This is a genomic window from Bacteroides sp. HF-162 (genome assembly GCF_015679285.1).
In the GTDB taxonomy this organism is placed as follows: Bacteria; Bacteroidota; Bacteroidia; order Bacteroidales; family Bacteroidaceae; genus Bacteroides; species Bacteroides uniformis.
The window spans coordinates 1,366,622-1,387,113 of the sequence record NZ_CP064937.1 but is presented as its reverse complement, the minus strand read 5'-3'; the positions used below and the strand labels follow the sequence as shown (position 1 = coordinate 1,387,113).

Here is a 20,492-nt window from a genome sequence, read left to right as displayed (position 1 = left end):
CTTAGAAAACTGTTCTATATTCTATCAAAATGGATACTTACCCTCTTTAGCACCTCTCATAATGCCATCATAGGTATATTTATCACCTATCGTTCCATCAGCACGCTTAATCATAGCAAACGTACCACCATCCCAAAAAAACGGAACCATACCATGATTTTTCGCTTCACGAGTTACTACCTCATTAAATTGTTCGCGAGATTTATTATGAGCCTCTTGATTTTCTCCAAGTCCGGTACGCACCATTGCACCATACTCGCCAAGGATAACGGGAATTCCTTTGTCCACAAACTGAGATTTCATTTTAGCAAATAATTCACTCATCTCAGTCATATCACCAGAAGTAGCATTACGGTTGGAACCTTCGACTTTATAGTCTCCCCAAAAGTAGGCCATCCTCCCCCAATCTTCATCCTTCTCCAAACCACAGAATGTCCAAGGGGTATAGTAATGTACCTCGACCATTAGACGGTCCTTCACCACATCAGTAGGCATGTCGCCAAAGAGATTGTCGGTCTTGCCGATATCTGTAGACGGTCCTTGTACAATAAGATTGCGCACAGCATTGTTACCTCCCGTAGCACGCACAGCATCAATAAAAGTCTGCTCATAAGATTTCAATACAGCCATTTGGGCAGTATTTTCCACATTGGGTTCGTTACATCCGGCAAAAAGCAAATGCTCATCATAGACATTTAATTTATTCGCTATCTGAGTCCATAAAGCTTTTTGCTTCTTGTTATTAGCTTCCTGCTTGTCGGCAGTACAATTGTTTTCAAGCCAACCGCCATCCCAGTGGATATTTACAATGGCATACATATCATTGGATACACAATAGCCTACCACTTCATAAACACGGTTCAGCCATTCATCTTTTACCTTGTATGTCCCTCCGTCTTCTATATACTGATCCCAGGAACAAGGTATGCGTACCGCATTGAAACCAAGCTCTTTCACACTCTTGATAAGTTCCGCCGTAACCTTCGGGTTTCCCCATGCAGTTTCACCTCCAATAGCTTCCAGCGTATTTCCGAGATTCCAGCCTGCATACATCTTTGCCGCCAATGTCATTGCATCACTTTCCATACCCTCATCAGGCAGTTGACCGGCCATTTGACTGACAACAACCGTCTCTGTCAAAGTTCCTAAAGTCAAAGTGATAAGTCCCGAACGAGCAGTTCCATAATTAACTGAAACGATAAAACTCTTAACAGCTTCTGACATTGCAGCACGTGTACTGACCTCTTTTATCCAATCACTATCGACCGCCACTTGTACATCACCGTTTGTTATCAGTGTCACAATATAATTGCCTCCTTCAGCCGGTACCTTTTCCGGGAAAGTAGTCGACTCAACTACCAGTCCATCCGCAGCCGTCTGTTTCACAATAAAATGGCCAACCTCACTACCTCCGGACTTCACCATCACATTTGCTTCCCGGTCACTTGGTTCCGTATTGGCTTCAGTTGTAACCGCATATTTAAGGATAGTGCTCGATGTGGAGTTCTCGGCAGTGACTTTACACCAATCCGGCGCACTGCTGGTTACTTCCAGCGCAACATTCGATTTGATGTTCAATGTACTTGTTCCTCCGACCTTGGAGAAAGTCATTCCATTCATCAGAATTTTTTCAGGAATAGTAATTTCCGGAGTCACTGTTTCGTCATCACTGGAGCACGCACTCACAAAAGAAGAGAGGAAAAGTGCCAATAGCACCAAGCTAATCTGGAATCTTTTAATAATATTCTTCATGTTGTTTTTAGGTATTAAATAATGGTTAAAAGTAATAGCAAAAGTAGCGGAAAAAGTGAGAAATAGCCAAACAGCATGTTATGCCAAACAGTATGATTTGTTACCGAATAGGGTCAGAAAGTAATCAATAGCTGACATCAGGCTTAGCCTGTTTGTCCATCCTGGAATTCACAAGACAAGCAGGGATATCAAAATCCGGTTATTCCGGGCTACCATCCCGACTCAAGCGTTTGCCGCGTAGGCGATGACTTCTACTTGGTCAACAGTAGGGAGGTATCTATGCGCCAACCATCCGCTACAACAACGGAACATTCTACATGATTACCACCAATGTATCGGACAAAGGCAACTTCATCGTCCATACCACCGCCCCGCTTGGTGAATGGTCTGATCCTATCTGGCTGAAACAAGGTGGCATTGACCCCTCCCTCTATTTCGAAGACGGTAAATGTTATCTGGTCAACAACCCCGACATAGGTATCTTTCTATGCGAAATCAACCCGATGACCGGCGAACAGCTCAGTAAATCCAAGCACATCTGGAACGGTACGGGAGGACGCCGTCCGGAGGGTCCGCATATCTATAAGAAAGACGGCTGGTACTATCTGCTGATTTCTGAAGGCGGTACGGAATATGGCCATAAGGTGACGATTGCCCGCAGCCGCACGATAGACGGCCCATACGAAAGCACCCCCACCAACCCGATTCTGACACACATTAACAAAAACGCCCAGAACAGCCCCATTCAAGGCACCGGGCATGCTGACCTTGTTCAGGCTCCCGACGGAAGCTGGTGGATGGTCTACTTGGCATTCCGCCCACAAACGGGTTCCCACCATCTATTAGGACGCGAAACCTTCCTCGCTCCCGTGCGCTGGGCCACCAACGCCTGGCCTGAAGTGAATGGAGACGGGACCATTGCCCTGCAAATGGATGTTCCCACCCTGCCGCAACAAACGTTTGCAGAAAAACCTACCCGCACAGAATTCAAAGATGGTAAATTAGGAGCCGAATGGGTGCACATCCGGAACACTACACTTTCTCATCCGGCAAGTTACGGCTGAAAGCGACTCCCGTCAATTTGGATAACAGCAAGGAAAGCCCCATCTTCGTCGGCCGCCGACAAGAACATATCGATTTTACCGCTACTACTTCCATGCGGCTACAGAAAGCCTCTGCAGGAGATGAAACCGGATTGACGGTCTATATGTTTAAACCTGCACACTATGACCTTTTCGTCAAACAGCAGGAAGACGGGAAACAAGCTGTAGTATTACGCTACCGTCTCGGAGCAATGACCCATATAGAAAAGGAGGTGATTTTGCCTCAAGGTAAAGTGCAACTCCGTGTAAAAGGCGACAAAGACATATATTCCTTTGAATATGCTACGGACGGAAAGAATTTCAAGGAGATGGGACGCATGAATGCCTGCTATATCAGTACCGAAACCCCAGGTGACTTTACGGGAATCACGCTGGGCCTATATGCAGCTTCCGGCTCGACTGGATCAGAGGCGTACGCAGATTTTGAATATTTCGACTACGAGAAATAAGCATATACCCGTTTTTCAGAAATTGAACTGATCAATAATCCTCCATTTAAAAGGAAAGGCTACCCTTCACGGGTAGCCTTTCCTTTTATACCTATTACAACAGACGCCACGAAAGCATCGTCCACCATAGGAGATTACAAAATCTCCAAGTTATCTATTGTTATCTTTACAGCATCCGGTTCGGCAATATCACTGAAGATATCAAAGATATCAATCACAAATACGATTGCACCATTAATGGCTGCTTCCGGCTTATAAGTAATAGTATAAGTACCATCTCCTTTAATTTTAACATCGGACTCACCACTGTAAGAAGGCCACCATCCAGGAGCAGTGTACATCAACCCTGCATTATACTCTTTTGTCAGTGCATCTCCACTCAATCCGCTGATACTGAAAGTCAGCTTCATAGAATAATCAAACGTCAGAGCAGAAAGGTCTACCGGACTATCATTTTTAGTACTACCAAAATCATTGTAGATTTCAATACGGAAGTTATTCTTCTCTCCTTCGAGATGTCCGAACACCAGCTTACTGTTATCTACTACCACCACCTTGGGTTCGGGAGTAGAAGAGCCTCCTGTTGCATTGGGAATAAAATGATAGGCAACATATTCCTCCTTATCACCATTACGTACTCCCAACCACATACTTGTCACATTTCCTGCCATAGTCTCCAGGCGAAGAATACGGAGCTGGTTATCAGAATTGGCAAAGAACATGATGTCTCCACCACCGATATGATAAGAAGGCACACCGCTTTCAAAAGAATAAATACCTTTTTCATCCAGTGTATATGTACCACTTACGGTTGTTCCGTCGGGCATGGAGAATTCATAGGTCATAGCCTTTGAATCCATAGTCAGAGAGAGTTTATCAAGGTCTGCTACTGGAGTTGCCCAGTCAGGATAATTGCCTGCTGTAAAGTTATTCATCAAACTACCATCCAGATTTGCCCAGTCAAAAGGAACATCAGCAGACATATTCCACTGAATAGTGGTACTTACTGTTTGAGATACAGCATCTTTCCATCCGTCGGGCAATGTGGGCTCCGGATCAGGCTGATCCTCGGGTACATAGTTGTCAGCAAACTCTTTAGAGACAAAGTTCCATATCAACCACCAAGCACCCTCACTATTATCACGCATGACAGCCACACGCAGATGGTTTTCATCCAGTTCCAGTATCTTCAGGTCTTTTCTCCAGTTTGTACTTCTATCAGTCCAGCCAGGAGTGTGTAGTAAATCACAATCTGTGAAAGTGATGGTATGGTTCTCTGTGTTCAGCATAAAGGTTCCTTTACTGTCCGTAGTACCTGAAACCGACTCGGAATGTACATTTACATTAGCTCCACCTTTCAAGTCAAAGGTCATTGTACTTGCCCAAATAGCATCATCACCAGTATGTCCCTTGCCCGGATCCCAGTTAGCTTCCCAATTATTCCATTCAGTAGTTTTTGAAGGGTCAGCATAAGTCATCTCACCTGCCGCATAGCCATAGGAACCATCGTCAAATATCCAAACTTTCTCACTGTCTACACCTCCGGTAAGGAATGACCACAATTCATCGTTTACAAAGTCCGCACAAAAAGTACTGATATCAAAAGTTGTAGGTTCACCGTAAATAACACCACCCCGTGTCTCTACACCAAATTTCACAGTATAAGTACCTTCAAAAGGCATCTTTAGTGTCACTTTCTGTTCTTGGCTGCGTCCTTGGGGATGCTCCCACAAAGCAGTGTAATTGGCACCTAACTTACTTTCCAAATAAACAATGTTCGGATTCTTCGAGTCATGAGTAATCGTATAGGCAATACCCTCCACAAGATCATCAGATGTCACTCCTTTGTCACCCAGATCATATTCATCGGGGGAACAAGCGCTGAATATTAGCATCACACTTGCTATAAGCGAATAGATATAATAGTTTAATTTCATACCTTAGATTTTTTTATTTGTTATACATCCATTTACCAACCGGCATTCTGTTTCAGCACACCGTTTGAAAGGTTTATCTGGTTATAAGGTATTTGGCACAAACCTCTTGTTGATACAACCTTACTACTCTGTATAGTCACTACGTCTTCCACGCCACCACTGAGCACAGTACGAGTTTCGGCAATTTCGGAAGCAGCAACTTCCACACCCTGACGAAGCAGATCCCAGTAACGCAATCCTTCAAAAGCAAACTCGTACATGCGTTCTTTCAGGATGTTCTCCTTTGTTGCTGTCACGCGCTTGCTGGTATCACCACCAAAAGCGCGATCACGCACTGCATCCAAATAACTCTGGGCATTAGGACTACCGAGCTCTGCAGCCATCAGTAATACATCCGAATAACGAACTACAATGAAATCCTGATATGGACTAAGTTGATACTCGCCTGCACCTATGTCCTTTCCCATTACTTCATTTATTTCACTCCAAGTACCATCTTCAGCTTGTTGCCAAATAGCAAGTGGCGAATACTTTTTGATAGCATAACCCGTATACTCACGTTGGTCATTATAGAGCAACGAGAAATTATCGTGATCTACAAGGCCCTCAGCCTCGCAGTCAATAATGGACGCCGTACTGCGAGTGTCACCAGATTGAAAACTATTCACCAATTTCGGATTGACTGTACAGCCTCCCCAGCCTTGTCCATAAGGCACCGCAATCAAATTACGGAGTGCAATCATCACCTGCCAAGCATTACCATCAGCATTACCATTATAGTCTGATGTATAGTTGAATTTTTGAGCCAGTACTGTCTCTACATTGCCACGCCCTGCATACGTATTTGTCTTGGTATGGCTACCATCATTATTAGTTGTCCAAGTCACGGAAGCAGCAGGCCAAAGATTCTTGAACTCATCTATCAAACCAAATTCCCCGGAAGCAATCACATCTTCCACTCCTGCTAAAGCTTCAGCTCTAGTAAGCCCAGCAGGTTCTTTACCATAATAACCGGAATAGAACAGATAAACACGTGCCAGAAGAGCCTCAGCAGCATACTTCGTAATATGTCCGTCGTTAGATGCAGCTTGTGCTTTCGGATAGGCATTGGCCGGAATATTCTCGGCAGCATATTTCAAATCACTGATAATGAGCTGGTAAACGTCATCCGGATTTGCTTGCGAAATATTATCAGTAGTAGGAATATCCAACAAAGGGATATTTTCCCATAGACGAACCATATCAAAATAACAAAGTGCACGGATAGCACGTGCCTCTCCTATATAAGTGCCTCTTGTTGCTTCACTCGTCCAGTTAATGTCATCTGCACGGGAAATCAACTCGTTACAACGATAAACAGCGGCATAATAATTTTTCCAATCTGTTTCGTATATGTTCAAATCAGATGTAGACTGTGCCTGATCAAAACGATCGATTACTTGATAATTACGTCCATCAGCAACACCGGTAGCACCAAAACACTCATCCGACATCATCTCTGAAGTCAGATAAAAACCTACTCCCTTATTAGATGTAGTACATTGCCATCCGTCATAACAGCCTACCAAAGCGCGATAAGCGTCACTTTCTGTCTTGTAATAGTTTCCGGTGGAAGATTCCGTCTTCGATTCCACATCCAAGAAGCTGTTTGTGCAGGATGCCAGCCCAAAGCCGAACAATGCCAAAGCCAGTATATTTAATTTGAATTTCATCATTTCTTTCTTGTTTTTGGGTTTATGAGTCATAAGAACTCTTTTCTATTAAAACTTAAGATTAACGCCGAAAAGCACAGTACGCGGACGAGGATAGTAACCGTAGTCAATACCCGATACCCAACTCTTTTTATTGCTGTCTTCCGGACCAAAACCTATTTCAGGATCCATACCATCATATTTGGTGAAAGTAAGTGCATTCTGTACTTGTATATAGGCACGACACTGCGAAATAGCTTTGCCCTTCCAAAGACGGGAGAAATCATAACCCAGCGTAATGGCACTAATACGCAGGAAGTCACCATCCTGAATATAAAGGTCAGAGAATTGCCAGTTGACGTTAGTATCAGTCACACGCGGTATACGGTTACTTGTACCTTCTCCGGTCCAACGGTTGAGGATAGCAGTTGTATAATTTGATTTCTTATTAGTGTGGTTACGATAGCTCTGCACAATCTTATTACCTACAGAACCATTAGCATTCAGCGAGAAGTCAAAACCTTTATAGTCGAAGCCCAAATTGAAACCATAAGTAAAGTCCGGCATACCATTACCTAAGTCCACCTTGTCGTTGTCATCGATAATTCCGTTATGGTCTACATCTACAAACTTCACATCACCCGGCTTCACATCACTTTGCAACACACCGTTCTTGGCAGCAATCCAGTCGTCAATCTCTTGCTGGTTCTGGAAGATACCGGCAGTTTTATACCCCCAAAAGTAACCGATGGCATGGCCGTTGGAAGCGCGATAGAACTCAGGAGAGTTGTCATACAGCTGGTTTGTATTACCATGAATAATGCCATCTTCAGTAGGAATATTTCCTACCTTATTTTTATTGTAAGTACCATTGACACCAATGTTGTAGTGGAAATCCTTACCTATTTCATCATTCCAAGTCAGCGCCAGTTCAATACCGGTATTCTTTACATCACCACCGTTGATGTAAGGAGCACCTGTACCGGCAGTGGCAAGGATAGGAGCCTGTACCAGCCAATCTTTGGTTGTCTTTATATAAAAATCTGCATTCATACCCAAGCATCCATTGAGGAAACGGGCATCGATACCGATATTATATTGCTCGGAAGTTTCCCATTTCACATTCTCGTTGGCTAGACGGCTAGGATAAGCACCCCAGACATGATTGGCAGAGCCAAGGCCCGTACCAAACAAGTAATTGGTAGTAGAGCTCTTGATAGGAGCTGTATATTGGTAGTTATCAATATTCTGATTACCTACTTGTCCCCAGCTGACACGGAGTTTCAGGAAGTCGAGCCACTCGCGGGTACTTTCCATAAATGCCTCGTTCGTCAGTGTCCAACCTGCCGATACAGAAGGGAAGTAGCCAAAGCGGTGACCACTGGCAAATTTGGAAGAACCATCGGCACGCACAGTAGCATTAATCATATAAGTCTCTTTCCAATTCCATCCCAAACGGGCAAAGTAGGAAACGGTACGTGTTTCATCATTCGGTTTACCATCTGCACCCAATCCCTGCTCGGGAGTAGTGGCTGACCCGTTGCTGACAAAAGCGTGGTCCCAATCATCAAATCCTTCTTTCAGGATACCATTTCTCGCCCCTACATAAGTGCCTTCATAGCGGCTGGATTCCATACCAATCAAGGCATTGAAGGAATGTTCACCCAAGGTCCAATCATACTGTGCAGTATTTGTCCAAACCATCGTCAAACCATGAGTCATGTTCTGGTTTACTTTTGTATTCTCCGTATTCTTAGTATAGATGTCAAACTGATAAAGGGGAGTATAACTGCGATACTCACTGGAACCATAAGTAGCACCGAATACAGTACGTATCTTCAAATTCTTAATCGGAGTCAACTCCGCATATACATTACCGGCGAAAGTGGCAGCCTTGTTCTCATTATTAGTGTTGGTCATCATGGAACCATAAGGGTTACCATCAGAATTGTGCCAATCGCTACTACTAGTGTCATTGTAAGGACTATCATACAGATTATTATCACTATATATAGGACTCAGCGGGGAAGTGGCAAATGCGCTGCGCAACGTATTGTTATACAAGTCACCTACATTTGTACCATTATTTTTCTTATATACGAAACTCACTTGTTCACCCACCTTCAAAAGGTTTTTGATGACCTGGTGGTCGGAGTTGATACGGAAGTTATAACGTTCGTAATTGGATACGTCAGCACCACCAACAATACCTTCTTGCTGCATATAACCTAAAGAAAGTGCATACGTAGAAGTGGCAGTTCCCCCTGTCACACCTAATGTATAACTTTGCGTCTTGGCATCATCCTTGAGCATAGCATCAATCCAATCCGTGTCATATATGTTACCATTAGCATCGCGAATTGACTTGAAGCTGTTCCAATCATAAGCGGCATTGCCACTATTCAATGCTTGTTCATCCATGATGGCCATATACTGTTCCGCATTCAGCATATTTGCTTTACGTGCCACATTCTGAATACCATAATAAGCATCCAATGAAACTACAGCCTTACCTTCCTTACCCGATTTTGTAGTAATCAACACTACACCATTGGCCGCCTGCGCACCATAAATAGCTGCAGAGGCAGCATCTTTCAGGATGTCAATACTCTCGATATCGGCAGGATTTAGCGTGGAGATATCGCCACCTACACCATCAATCAAATAAAGAGGAGAAGAATTACCTACAGTTCCCAAACCACGAATGGTCACCTTCATATCAGCACCTGGTTGTCCTGAAGTTGAAGTGATATTCACACCCGGAGTTTGTCCCTGCATAGCCTGCAACGGGTTGTTTGTATTTAGTTTGGCGATGTTATCACCTTTTACCTGAACCGTAGCACCAGTTACCAGTTTCTTCTTTTGGACACCGTAACCTACTACTACTACTTCATCTAGCATTTCCGTATCTTCTTTCAGAACCACGTTGATAACGGATGAAGCACCAACCTGAATTTCCTGGGTTTGATAACCGATATACGAAAAAATCAGCGTCTGCCCTTGTTCTGCATTCACAGAGAATTTACCGTCAATATCGGTAATACCACCTGTAGCAGTTTCTTTCACCTGCACACTGACACCGATCAACGGTTCATTGTCCGTAGCCGATGTCACAACTCCTGTAACGGCCTTGTTTTGAGAAGGATTAGCCTGAAGGCTACTGATTGCAGGTACCAATAGCAACAGTACCCATGCAATGCGGCACAAATGCAAATTTATGCACTTTTCCAAGAATGTTTTTCTCATTGTACATTGTTTAATAGTTAATATCAAAGATTTTATAACGCTCTTTGTCAATGCAAAGAACCTGGACACAAAAGTATGGAGGAACAAGGAAAGAGTGTCGAGAAATTGTTACGAAAAGTATATGATTTCGTTAATCAAGGCTTCTAAAATGTTACTAAAAAAGGTATAATTTGTTTTCCATCCCTTCTCTAAACCTTTTAAAGAGGGGGGGGGAGATTCTTCCCATCCCCCTCAATGCTGGAATTGATTTCATCTCACTTTTCCATCCCCAATATACTTTCTCCGGAATACAAAGAACCATTTCTTTCTAAAAACGTTCTCAGGAAAGTACAACCTAAAACTTAACAGATAATGAAAAAATTAGTAGTATTTGCAGTACTTGCCGCAATCGTGGCAAGCTGCACCAATGACAATCCGCCCCAGATAGAAAAAAGCAGTGAGTTGGTATCACCACGACTCTTGATGGACGTGTCCACAGAAAGCGGACAAAGCCCGCTGACCGGCATACTGACCATCATGCCCTGTAAGGCGGGCACCTCTATTTATTATGGGAACTATGTAAACCGAAAGCTGACACCTTTTTACGGTTACTACCAAGTTAAAGACGGAACTTTCTATAACGATGGCGTCAATCGGGAATTATCCTTACCCGCAGGTCCCTATAACATGATTTACTGGGGAACCCCTAAATACGAGGAGCCGATTTATGCACATCCTCTTATGAGGGACCCGGCCTACATCTTAGGCGAAGACATGTCCCAGCAACACTTTTCCTTATTCAAAATGGAAGCGGACACAACCTATTATCCGGTATTCGACTTGGTACATACCGTCCAACCTGCCAACGTCGGAAGTGAAAACCTGAAAGCATCCCTTAAACGGGTAGTGACCGGACTGAAGGTAATCATCAAGGACAAGAATAACGGCATCCTCAGTTCGAGCATCGACAGCATGGTGGTGCGTATCACTAATATTGCCGGAGAACTAAATTTCTACACTGCCGTTCCTCAGGGAAGCCCGCGCACAGTAGCCTTCCCTCTAGTCCGTTCCATCGACGGTACGCAAATGAGCAATGCCACCGTCATGCTTTTCCCTTCTTTCGGGAAATCAGAATTCCAGATGAACATCATACTGAAAAACGGAAACGTAAAAAGTTTCAAACAAACATTGAACGAACCTTTGAAAGCAAACTCCAAACTGACTCTGACCCTTACTCTGGGAGACATCTTTTCCGAAGAATCATCCGGAGAATTCACCATTGACAACTGGAACGAGGAAAGCCAGACAATCGATGTCCCTTCATTGGATTGAGCTTACCGCATCAAGGAAAGATAGAACGGTGTGCGCCCATCTTATAAAAAGGCAACGTGAACCAGAAAGTGGAGCCCGTGCCTAACTGCGTCCCCCTATCTCCTCTTTCAGTTCCCTCGCAATGTTTTGCGAAATGGCCACTCCCAGTCCGATACCCTGCTTAAAGGAAGCCAGTTTACAAAGCGATTAAAAATCCCCTGCGCATTATAAGATGATATCCCCGTCCCGGTATCAGTAACATAAAAAAGGATATACCCATTTTCGGGCATCCCGTAAGCAACAGTAATGCTACCGGCAGCAGTAAACTTCAACGCATTGCTGATGAAGTCATTAAATACCTACATAATTCTGCGCAGGTTGGTATACAGCAGCAAACCGGGCAATAGCGTAACCGTGGCCATACGCACGTCTTTATTGGTCAGCCTAATACTTGTGGCCTGCTCTATCTCGAACACCATTTTATTGATATCCACATTGGCATAGACATATTCCAATGTGCTGGCTTCTATCTTCGACAAATCCAGAATGTCATTGATGAGCTGCAACAGCAGTTCATTATTCCGTTCTATAATATTGAGATACTCCACCCGTTCTTCCTCGGACACTCCCGTGGCCAGAATACTCAAAAAACCGACTATTGCATTAAACGGAGTACGCATCTCATGACTTATATTGGCTAGGAAAGTCGATTTTATCTGGTTGGATTCCTCAGCCTCCTCTTCGGCCAGACACAGCTTGCACTCCATGATTTTCAAATCAGTAATGTCCTAAGCAGTATAAACAATCCACTTGCGACCATCAAAATTATTGTTCTGGAAGGAAAACCACTCCTTGCTCTTCTTGGTAAAAAAACGTCGTATACCCTCTTGCGGAATCCCCGCCTTGACCAGCTGCTCTTCATCCTCTTTCCTAATTAAAGCTACAGCCTCTGGCATTGTTTCAAAATCCGTCTAGTCTATAGCCTCTTTGGCCGAATATTCAAAGAGTTCCTCTGCCTTTTTATTCCCAAAAGTATAGCGCATCTCATCATTTACATTCTTCACTTTTGTTGTAATGAGAAGATTATCAAGAATGCCTTCCAATATTGCGGATACCCCTCTCCCGGTTCCTTTCCCTCATTTTTTTCATCCGCCTCTTTTTACGTTGGTCCCATCTACTGGGATTGAAACCCAAAACAAAAATGTTTCAGCTATGTTTCAGTAGAAAAAGACAAAACCCTTGTAAAATTTTGATTTATAATAGATTTGTCTACATCCTTTCATGCCCAGACCAGGTACAAACCATAGAAATCATAGGAAAACGAAAGAAAATCCGAAATTGGAGCAAAATAAACTTTCGGATGGCAGAATCAGCCTTTAGTTGGAGTATTATTTAGGTAGAGAGGAAAAGCCCGTATTAGATGAAAACGGCAATCAGGTATATTACGAAAGTGGCAAGATGCAAGGAAAGCCAAAGTTCGCAGTCAAGCATCACAGGCGAAAAGAAAACCTTAGCCTGTATCTGATAGACAAGCCACATACTCCAGCTGAATGACAACAGAACAAGGAAACTTTGGAACTCGCTTCAAAAATACGCGCAGAGCGTGAGCAGGAGTTTAAGGAGAGTATGCTTGGCTACCGCTTAAAGAAAGACAGGACGGTTAATTTCTTGGATTATTATCAAGCATACATAAACAGTTATACAAAGAAAGACATTCGCATGGTGCAAATTGCACTTAGCCGTTTCAAAGACTTCTTGAAAGAGAAATACCCCATGAATGAGTGTAGCATTAAACCGGAACTCATCACCAAAGAAATGATGGAACAGTTTGTAGCTTATCTGCAATCCCGAAGCATTGGTGAAGGTGCTAAAAGCATTTACCAGCGTTTCAAGAAAGTTATTCGCTATGCAATAGAGCATGATGTAATGCTGGAAGACCCTTGCAAAGATGTTACCTGCAAAGTGGATAGTCAGATGCTTCGGAAAGATGTGCTTTCGCCCGAAGAAATACAAAAGTTGGTGGCTTTTCATTATAACAACGAAAACCCTACAGCCAGACGAGCGTTTATCTTTTGCCTGTATTGCGGTCTGCGCTTCTGCGATGTAAAAGACCTTACTTTTAAAAATGTGGATTATGCTAACTGATTATTGAAGTTCGAGCAAAGCAAGGCCAAGGGACATTCTGCCAGTAGGTGTGGTTATTTCTTTGAATGACGTTCTATTGTCTATCATTGGTGAAGCTCCGGCAGATAAGAACTGTTTGATATTCGATTTGCCTACATACGAAAGCTGCTGCAAATCGGTTAAGCGTTGGGTAAAAAGAGCCGGAATAGACAAGCATATAAGCTGGCATTGCTTCCGGCATTCTTTTGCCGTGAACATTCTGAACAATGGGGCAAATATCAAGATCTTAGCCAATCTTTTAGGACACAGCGGATTGAAGCATACAGAGAAATACACCCGTGTGGTGGATAAATTGAAAGAGGAAGCAATAAACAGCTTGCCTGAACTAAAGTTTTAACCACAAAAGATTATCTTTGCGACTATGAACTTTGAAGCATTAGTAAAACATATCAGCACGATACAGAACACGTTGCAGGCACAAGCCGCACACGCTGTAAACCTTGCCCTTACTTCCCGTAACTGGTTTATGGGTTGCTATATCGTGGAATTCGAACAGAACGGAGAAGACCGTGCCACATACGGTGAACAACTGTTGAAAAAGCAGGAACAACGGCTGAAAACAAAAGGTCTGAATGAACGTAGATTCCGTGAATTTAGACGGTTATACCTTGTTTATCCACATCTGAAAGAACAAGTATTACACTACATCATGGCAGGAAATGAAATTCGGCACTCGGCAAGTGCCGAATTACAACAATCTGATAAAGAGTATAATAAATGGATAAATCCAGCAACAAAGATATTCAATAAAATACCTTATACCCACTTAAAACATATCGCAAAAATAGACAACCCGGTAAAACGTGCTTTCTATGAAATGGAAACAATTCGTAGCTGCTGGTCTGTCAAAGAATTGGAACAACAAATAGCGTCTTTATACTATGAGCGTAGCGGACTATCCAAAAATAAAGAAGCCCTCTCCGCTTTAGTACAGCAACAAGCGACCTTATTACAGCCTAAAGATGTTATCAACACCCCTGTTACCTTAGAGTTCTTAGAATTGAATGAACGTGCCTTAGTAACAGAAAACGATCTGGAGCAATCTATTCTTGATAACTTACAACACTTCCTGCTGGAACTTTTATGCAAACCTTTACATAACAATTCTTATGCCAACAAATTTATTATGCAAAGTGACTTAAACTAAATCGCAGCTACAAAAGTAATTATAAAAATATAATCATTTATTTCTTTACATAAGAATTTCATTAATTTAAGTGCGGTGATATTGCCACAACTTAAATTAATGACGTATGAATGATCACTCAACAACTTTTGAAGCAGTCACATCCTCTATGCTGAAAATCTTAAAAGAGGATTTTTCTCGTACAGATAGTACATTGGAAGGCTATGCATGGAAATGGAATCAATTAAGGCAGTTCATGGAGAACAATGATTTGCATTCCCTCACCCCTAAAGTCTGCGATGATTTTTTATCTTCTCTTTATGGTTCTAAAGATTTAACTTCATTAAAATCTGGTGACAAGAAATTTTTATCCGCTATCTTACTCCTGAAAAATTACCTCATTACAGGCCAAGTTATTCCAAGAAAAGTTCCGGTAGAATTGAAAGGAGAGATTGGCAGTTTGATGATGCAATATATATTATCTCGAAGTCAAGAACGCTTGTCCGGACACACTATCTACAATCACAAACAAATATTCCATCGTTTCCTTGATTTTCTAACATCTGCAAAAGTAGCCTCCATAGAACAAGTTGAGATTACCCACATCATTAAATATCTTAATACCATTGGTACTAAATATAAATCTGTAGCAAGTATATCCATCCATATTCTACGTAACTTTTTCCGATATCTATATGAACACAAAATTATAGATATGGATTTAGCGGCATTTATTCCAAAAGATAATTATAAGAAACAGCCTAAGCTACCGTCAGCTTACACTTCTGAAGAAATAAAAAAGATAGTGTCTTCTGTGGATAGAAGTACGACTACAGGAAAACGTAATTACTCAATTATTCTATTAGCCACAATGCTTGGTTTGAGGGCTTCTGATATAGCAAATTTAAAGTTTGAAAATATATTGTGGGAGGATAATGCCATACGTTTAATCCAGCATAAAACAAATAAGGAATTAGAACTGCCACTTCTACCGGAAATAGGCAATGCTATTATTGAATATCTACGGTATGGACGTCCAAAGTCCCAGTCATCATATATATTTCTCTTGGCACGTTCTCCCTATACTCACATAAACCAACCGGTCATATCCCAGATAGCCAAGAAATATTTTCTTAAAGCCAACGTAAATATAAAGAACAAGCATCATGGCGCACATGCCCTTCGACATTCCTTAGCGACACTTCTTTTAGAAGAGCAGGTAAAGCTCCCTGTTATAAGCGAAGTTTTAGGGCATGAGAACACGGAATCAACAAGTTATTATCTAAGAATAGATATCCAATCACTGAAAAAATGCTCCCTTGATGTATCACCTGTATGTGAAAACTTTTATACCCAGAAAGGAGGCTATTTTTATGAATAGAAATTTTAAAGGCATTTACGCCTCATTGATAAGAGAGTTTGTGAGCTTGAAGCGCAGTATGGGATTTAAGTATATTGGGGGAGAGTTTGTCCTGACTTTATTTGATAGATTTACTATTGAAAGAAATGAGACTGCAATAGGTATTACCAAGGAGTTGTCAGATGCATGGTGCAAGGAACGTGACAATGAATCCAATAGTTACCATTATCGTAGGTGCTATATTTTAGGTGCTTTCTCTTCGTTTCTTAACAAAAAAGGAATCCGCTCATATATACCAAGAACCCCGTCATTGAGAAATACCTTTATCCCTCATATCTTTTCATCAAAAGAGATAGAACGAATTTTTACGACATGTGATAATATGCAAAGTGGAAATAATGATATGAGATCCTCTTTTTTTATAATGCCTTCACTGCTTCGCATGTTATACGGAACAGGAATACGCATAGGTGAAGCCTTGTCTCTGCTCAATGAAGATATTAATCTTGAGGAAGAATACTTCATTTTACGAGATACAAAAAACGGCAAAGACAGGATTGTCCCATTTTCCACTTCTTTAGCAGAGGTTCTTAAAGATTATGTTGTACATAGAAACAGATTACCCGTAAAGATATCAGATACTACTCCCTTTTTTATCACACTTAAAGGAAGGGCTTGTGACAGGGATAGCATATATCGTCGATTTTGCAAAATACTCATTCAAGCAAACATTCCCAAAGACCGCATACGTCTGCATGACTTGAGACATACATTTGCCGTTCACTCTCTTGCTAAAATGGCTGAAGAAGGTATGGATTTATATTGTTCTTTGCCGATCCTATCAACTTACCTTGGACATCAATCTTTGCGGGCGACGAATAACTATGTTCGGCTTACGTCAGAGATGTATCCCGAATTAATTAGAAAAATAGATATCATTGGTTTTGATATTTTCCCTAAAATGTGACATTTATGAAACCTACAAATTTTTCAAAATATCTAACAGACTTCCTTCTCCGGTATTTGCCCCATGAAAGAGGAGCAAGTACTAATACGATCCATTCATACAGGGACACATTTACCTTATATCTGGTATACATGGAAAGTAAAGGTGTAAAAGCTGAAAAACTGACAATGGAAAGTATAACAAAAGAGAATATCTTGTCCTTCCTTGATTGGTTGGAAACAAAAAGAAGTTGCTGTACATCAACACGTAATCTTCGCCTTGCTGCCATACAATCATTTTTTAAGTACCTCCAATATCAGAGTTCAGACCATCTATACGAATATCAAGAAATAATGGCTATAAATAATAAAAAGAGTGTCAAGCCTATTATGAACTATCTAACGGTAGAAGAGATGAAGATTCTTCTGCAACAACCAGATACGACCAAACCTAAAGGTCGTAGGGATCTGGCGTTATTGTCACTTATGTATGATACAGCGTGTAGAGTGTCAGAAGTAATAAGCCTAACTCCGCAATGTGTTCGATTAGATGAACCATATACTGTAATAATCACGGGAAAAGGGAATAAAAATAGAGTTGTACCAATGCTTGAAGAACAGTTGGATATACTGAAAATATATATGAAAGAGAATGGATTGTTGAGATCAGAATGTCTACAACATCCGCTATTTACAAACTGTTGGGGCGAAAAGCTGACAAGAGCAGGGGTGGCGAATATACTGGATAGATACATCAAAAAGGCAAAGCTACTTCATCCCACGTTAATGAAGGGGAAAATAAGCTGTCATAGTCTTAGGCATAGTAAGGCAATGCATCTGTTACAAGCTGGGGTTAACTTAGTTTATATTAGAGATATTTTGGGGCACGTGAATGTGCAAACTACAGAAATTTATGCAAGAGCGGACTCAAAAGTGAAACGGGAGGCTATAGAAAAAGCTTATATTAAAGTTGTTCAGGAGGTGGATACTAAACCTATGTGGCAAGGAAATGAAAAGTTAATGGATTTTTTAAAGTCTTTCTGATGAAAATATTATGCAAAGTGATGGAGATAAATCTTTTTATAATTACTTTTGTAGCTGTGATTTAGTTTAAGTCACTTTGCATAATAAATTTGTTGGCATAAGAAATGGGGCATGGATTCTGCTTTGAAGCCCGACAAAAACGTATCTTGATTGATGAAGATTACTTCTTTGCCGACCTTGTATTCTATCATCGCATCTTGAAATGCCATGTCATTGTGGAATTAAAGATAGACAAGTTCTGCCATGAATACGCTTCACAGCTGAATATGTACCTTAATTATTTCAAGGCAGAGATAATGCAGCCGGACGACAATCCACCTATCGGTATTCTGCTTTGTACGGAAAAGGGAGATACATTAGTAAAATATGCCACTGCCGGATTAGACCCGAATATCTTCGTACAGAAATATATGATAGAATTGCCGAGCGAGGAAGAAATCAAGAGGTTTATATTAGGAGTAAATTTTTAATCTTTCATTGAGGACTCCTATTTGTATTTCAATGTTAATTATGTTAAAACTTAAAAATAAAACAAACACAAACATTTTAACCATGTATTATTCATATCCGACAAACTCCTGAAATAAATTAAAGAGGTAAACAAAACATTTATCAACCACATATTCATTAAAAGCTATGAGCCACAATATGATTTTGAACTGCTTTAACATCAACTATTTCTTTTTGGATTTTGGAAATGGATATTGTGTAGAAATGCCTTCAGACAAAAAGGATCTTGATAAATTACTGGATTATCTTTTTTCTCAAAAGGTTGAATGGAAATTTTACGCCACACTTACAGGAAGAAAATGGTTTCATGGAATATATATAACTTTCAAAAATAGAAAACACTTAGAAGTTACTTCTATCATGAAAGACATCTGCATGATATTAAAAATAGACTCTTATTGCTTATGTGAGAATTATACACAATCAATTATAGACATCGAGGGAGATGTAATTGCATTTGCTGATTTTTCAGAGAAGCAAGAATAAGTTATCCTCTTATCAGCCAATTAAGAATGTACAAAAGACAAACATCTGAATTTTATAAGTATAAAACTACAGGAGAAAATGAAGAAATTGATACAACTATTCAATGAAATACATCTAATCATTGAAAAACATGAATATATACGGAAAGAGAAAGGAGACAATTATAATCTTTTCAAAGTAATCAATATGACCAGTGACGAAACAAGAGTACATTCAGCCATGATAGCGGATTTGCTGAATCCGAATGGACAGCACCAAATGAAAGATGTGTTTCTCAAATTATTCATTGAGCGTCTGAATGGGCAAACAGACCATATTGTTTCTTTCACTTGCGATAATGCCAAAGTGGAATGTGAAAAATATATCGGTCCTAAAACAGATACAGATGGAGGAAGACTCGACATTTACCTCACGGACGGGATAAACCATATTGTCATTGAAAACAAGATTTATGCGACTGACCAAGAGAATCAACTTCTTCGGTATCATAATTTTCTGAAACGATGTTCAAAAAATAAGAATGATACACTGTTGCTATACTTGTCTTTAGACGGTGAAGTACACGATATTGATAAAACCACAGGTGGCGAAGAAATAACTTTCTTTACCATATCCTATGCCGATTTTATATTAAACTGGCTGACTGATTGTCGCCACAAAGCAATAGACAAGTCTCTGATACGGGAAGGAATAGCACACTATTTGAACTTAATCAAAATATTGACACACCAAATGGATAAAGAAAAGAATGAATTAATCAATTTGATTAAAAGTAACCCGAAGTATATCAGTTGTATATCTCAATACAAGGATGCCATACGAGAAGTAGAAATTAGTCTGCAAATCGATTTTTGGAGTCAACTGGAAGCGGTCATTGAAGAAAAAGGTTATGAAGTAATTAAAGAATCTTTTAGTGACTACAAATATGCTCTCGACAATCATGAAGACTACATACGCAGATATTATGAAAGTAACAATAAATACCAGTCTCTTGAATTTAAGCTAAAGACAATCGGTGATGATTACCAATTGATGTATGCCGTTCAAGTTGACTGGCGTACATATAGCGGTGTTATACTGAGAGATAAAGAGGGGAAAACAGTCAGACTCTCAATCGCCAAAGAAATACAAAACGAAGAAATACAGAAAGTTATAAATGAAATTAATAAGATTATAGAAGATTTTCATAATGACAACAGATATCATTCGAGTGATTCTTGGCTTTTATGGGAATATACCCATCCGACTATCAATTTCCGAAATCTGAATGACGGAGATAGCCAACGACATTTAAGTAGGATGAAGGAAACGATAGAAAGCATAAGCAAAGATATTATTGAAAATATAAACATGATATTAAAAGAATAGC

Annotated in this window: 12 protein-coding genes and 4 pseudogenes; 10 read left to right on the top strand and 6 right to left on the bottom strand. The window is 40.8% G+C overall.

Annotated features, from left to right (window positions below):
- Positions 1 to 24 precede the first annotated feature (24 nt).
- The gene (locus tag ITJ87_RS05350; protein ID WP_117964253.1) at positions 25 to 1,752 is read right to left on the bottom strand and encodes a cellulase family glycosylhydrolase; all 1,728 of its coding nucleotides are present in this window, start codon (positions 1,750 to 1,752) and stop codon (positions 25 to 27) included.
- 201 nt (positions 1,753 to 1,953) lie between these two features.
- On the opposite strand from ITJ87_RS05350, the pseudogene ITJ87_RS05345 reads away from it, so the two are divergent.
- Positions 1,954 to 3,304: pseudogene (locus ITJ87_RS05345) on the top strand (glycoside hydrolase family 43 protein).
- Between the two features lie 134 nt (positions 3,305 to 3,438).
- Here the strand turns inward: ITJ87_RS05345 and ITJ87_RS05340 are convergent.
- The 3 genes from ITJ87_RS05340 to ITJ87_RS05330 are packed head-to-tail and all read right to left on the bottom strand — an operon-like array spanning position 3,439 to position 10,178.
- On the bottom strand, positions 3,439 to 5,241 hold the full coding sequence (locus ITJ87_RS05340; RefSeq protein WP_117964254.1) for a hypothetical protein: 1,803 nt from the start codon (positions 5,239 to 5,241) through the stop codon (positions 3,439 to 3,441).
- A 32-nt stretch (positions 5,242 to 5,273) separates the two neighbouring features.
- A complete protein-coding gene (locus ITJ87_RS05335) occupies positions 5,274 to 6,956 on the bottom strand; it encodes a RagB/SusD family nutrient uptake outer membrane protein (RefSeq protein WP_117964355.1) in 1,683 nt (560 codons plus the stop codon).
- A 45-nt stretch (positions 6,957 to 7,001) separates the two neighbouring features.
- Positions 7,002 to 10,178 (bottom strand): TonB-dependent receptor, encoded by a 3,177-nt coding sequence (locus ITJ87_RS05330; RefSeq protein ID WP_117964255.1) that lies wholly within the window; start codon positions 10,176 to 10,178, stop codon positions 7,002 to 7,004.
- A 351-nt stretch (positions 10,179 to 10,529) separates the two neighbouring features.
- On the opposite strand from ITJ87_RS05330, the gene ITJ87_RS05325 reads away from it, so the two are divergent.
- Positions 10,530 to 11,489, top strand: coding sequence for a FimB/Mfa2 family fimbrial subunit (locus ITJ87_RS05325; protein WP_117599765.1), 960 nt, complete (start codon positions 10,530 to 10,532; stop codon positions 11,487 to 11,489).
- Positions 11,490 to 11,596: 107 nt separating this feature from the next.
- Here ITJ87_RS05325 and ITJ87_RS18955 read toward each other — a convergent pair whose 3' ends face one another.
- Together ITJ87_RS18955 and ITJ87_RS18625 are read right to left on the bottom strand one after the other, a co-directional pair.
- On the bottom strand, positions 11,597 to 11,800 hold the full coding sequence (locus ITJ87_RS18955) for a hypothetical protein (protein ID WP_323802001.1): 204 nt from the start codon (positions 11,798 to 11,800) through the stop codon (positions 11,597 to 11,599).
- Between the two features lie 27 nt (positions 11,801 to 11,827).
- Positions 11,828 to 12,235 (bottom strand): sensor histidine kinase KdpD, encoded by a 408-nt coding sequence (locus ITJ87_RS18625; RefSeq protein ID WP_227186442.1) that lies wholly within the window; start codon positions 12,233 to 12,235, stop codon positions 11,828 to 11,830.
- Between the two features lie 514 nt (positions 12,236 to 12,749).
- Here ITJ87_RS18625 and ITJ87_RS18620 point away from each other — a divergent pair.
- From ITJ87_RS18620 to ITJ87_RS05275, 8 genes and pseudogenes are all read left to right on the top strand, one after another.
- Positions 12,750 to 13,989: pseudogene (locus ITJ87_RS18620) on the top strand (tyrosine-type recombinase/integrase).
- Positions 13,990 to 14,013: 24 nt separating this feature from the next.
- Positions 14,014 to 14,733 (top strand): annotated as a pseudogene (locus tag ITJ87_RS05305) (DUF1016 N-terminal domain-containing protein); the annotation flags it as partial.
- 172 nt (positions 14,734 to 14,905) lie between these two features.
- A complete protein-coding gene (locus ITJ87_RS05300; RefSeq protein ID WP_008024682.1) occupies positions 14,906 to 16,159 on the top strand; it encodes a site-specific integrase in 1,254 nt (417 codons plus the stop codon).
- Positions 16,152 to 17,105, top strand: a complete 954-nt coding sequence (locus tag ITJ87_RS05295) for a tyrosine-type recombinase/integrase (protein WP_229091420.1) — start codon at positions 16,152 to 16,154, stop codon at positions 17,103 to 17,105. Before ITJ87_RS05300 ends, ITJ87_RS05295 begins: the two co-directional genes overlap by 8 nt.
- Before the next feature lie 5 nt (positions 17,106 to 17,110).
- Positions 17,111 to 18,127: a site-specific integrase gene (locus ITJ87_RS05290; protein WP_008024684.1), complete on the top strand. Its 1,017-nt coding sequence runs from the start codon at positions 17,111 to 17,113 to the stop codon at positions 18,125 to 18,127.
- Between the two features lie 101 nt (positions 18,128 to 18,228).
- Positions 18,229 to 18,597: pseudogene (locus ITJ87_RS05285) on the top strand (PDDEXK nuclease domain-containing protein); the annotation flags it as partial.
- Between the two features lie 166 nt (positions 18,598 to 18,763).
- The gene (locus tag ITJ87_RS05280) at positions 18,764 to 19,123 is read left to right on the top strand and encodes a hypothetical protein (protein ID WP_117599766.1); all 360 of its coding nucleotides are present in this window, start codon (positions 18,764 to 18,766) and stop codon (positions 19,121 to 19,123) included.
- A 78-nt stretch (positions 19,124 to 19,201) separates the two neighbouring features.
- Positions 19,202 to 20,491: a PD-(D/E)XK nuclease family protein gene (locus tag ITJ87_RS05275; RefSeq protein WP_117599767.1), complete on the top strand. Its 1,290-nt coding sequence runs from the start codon at positions 19,202 to 19,204 to the stop codon at positions 20,489 to 20,491.
- Position 20,492: the final 1 nt, after the last annotated feature.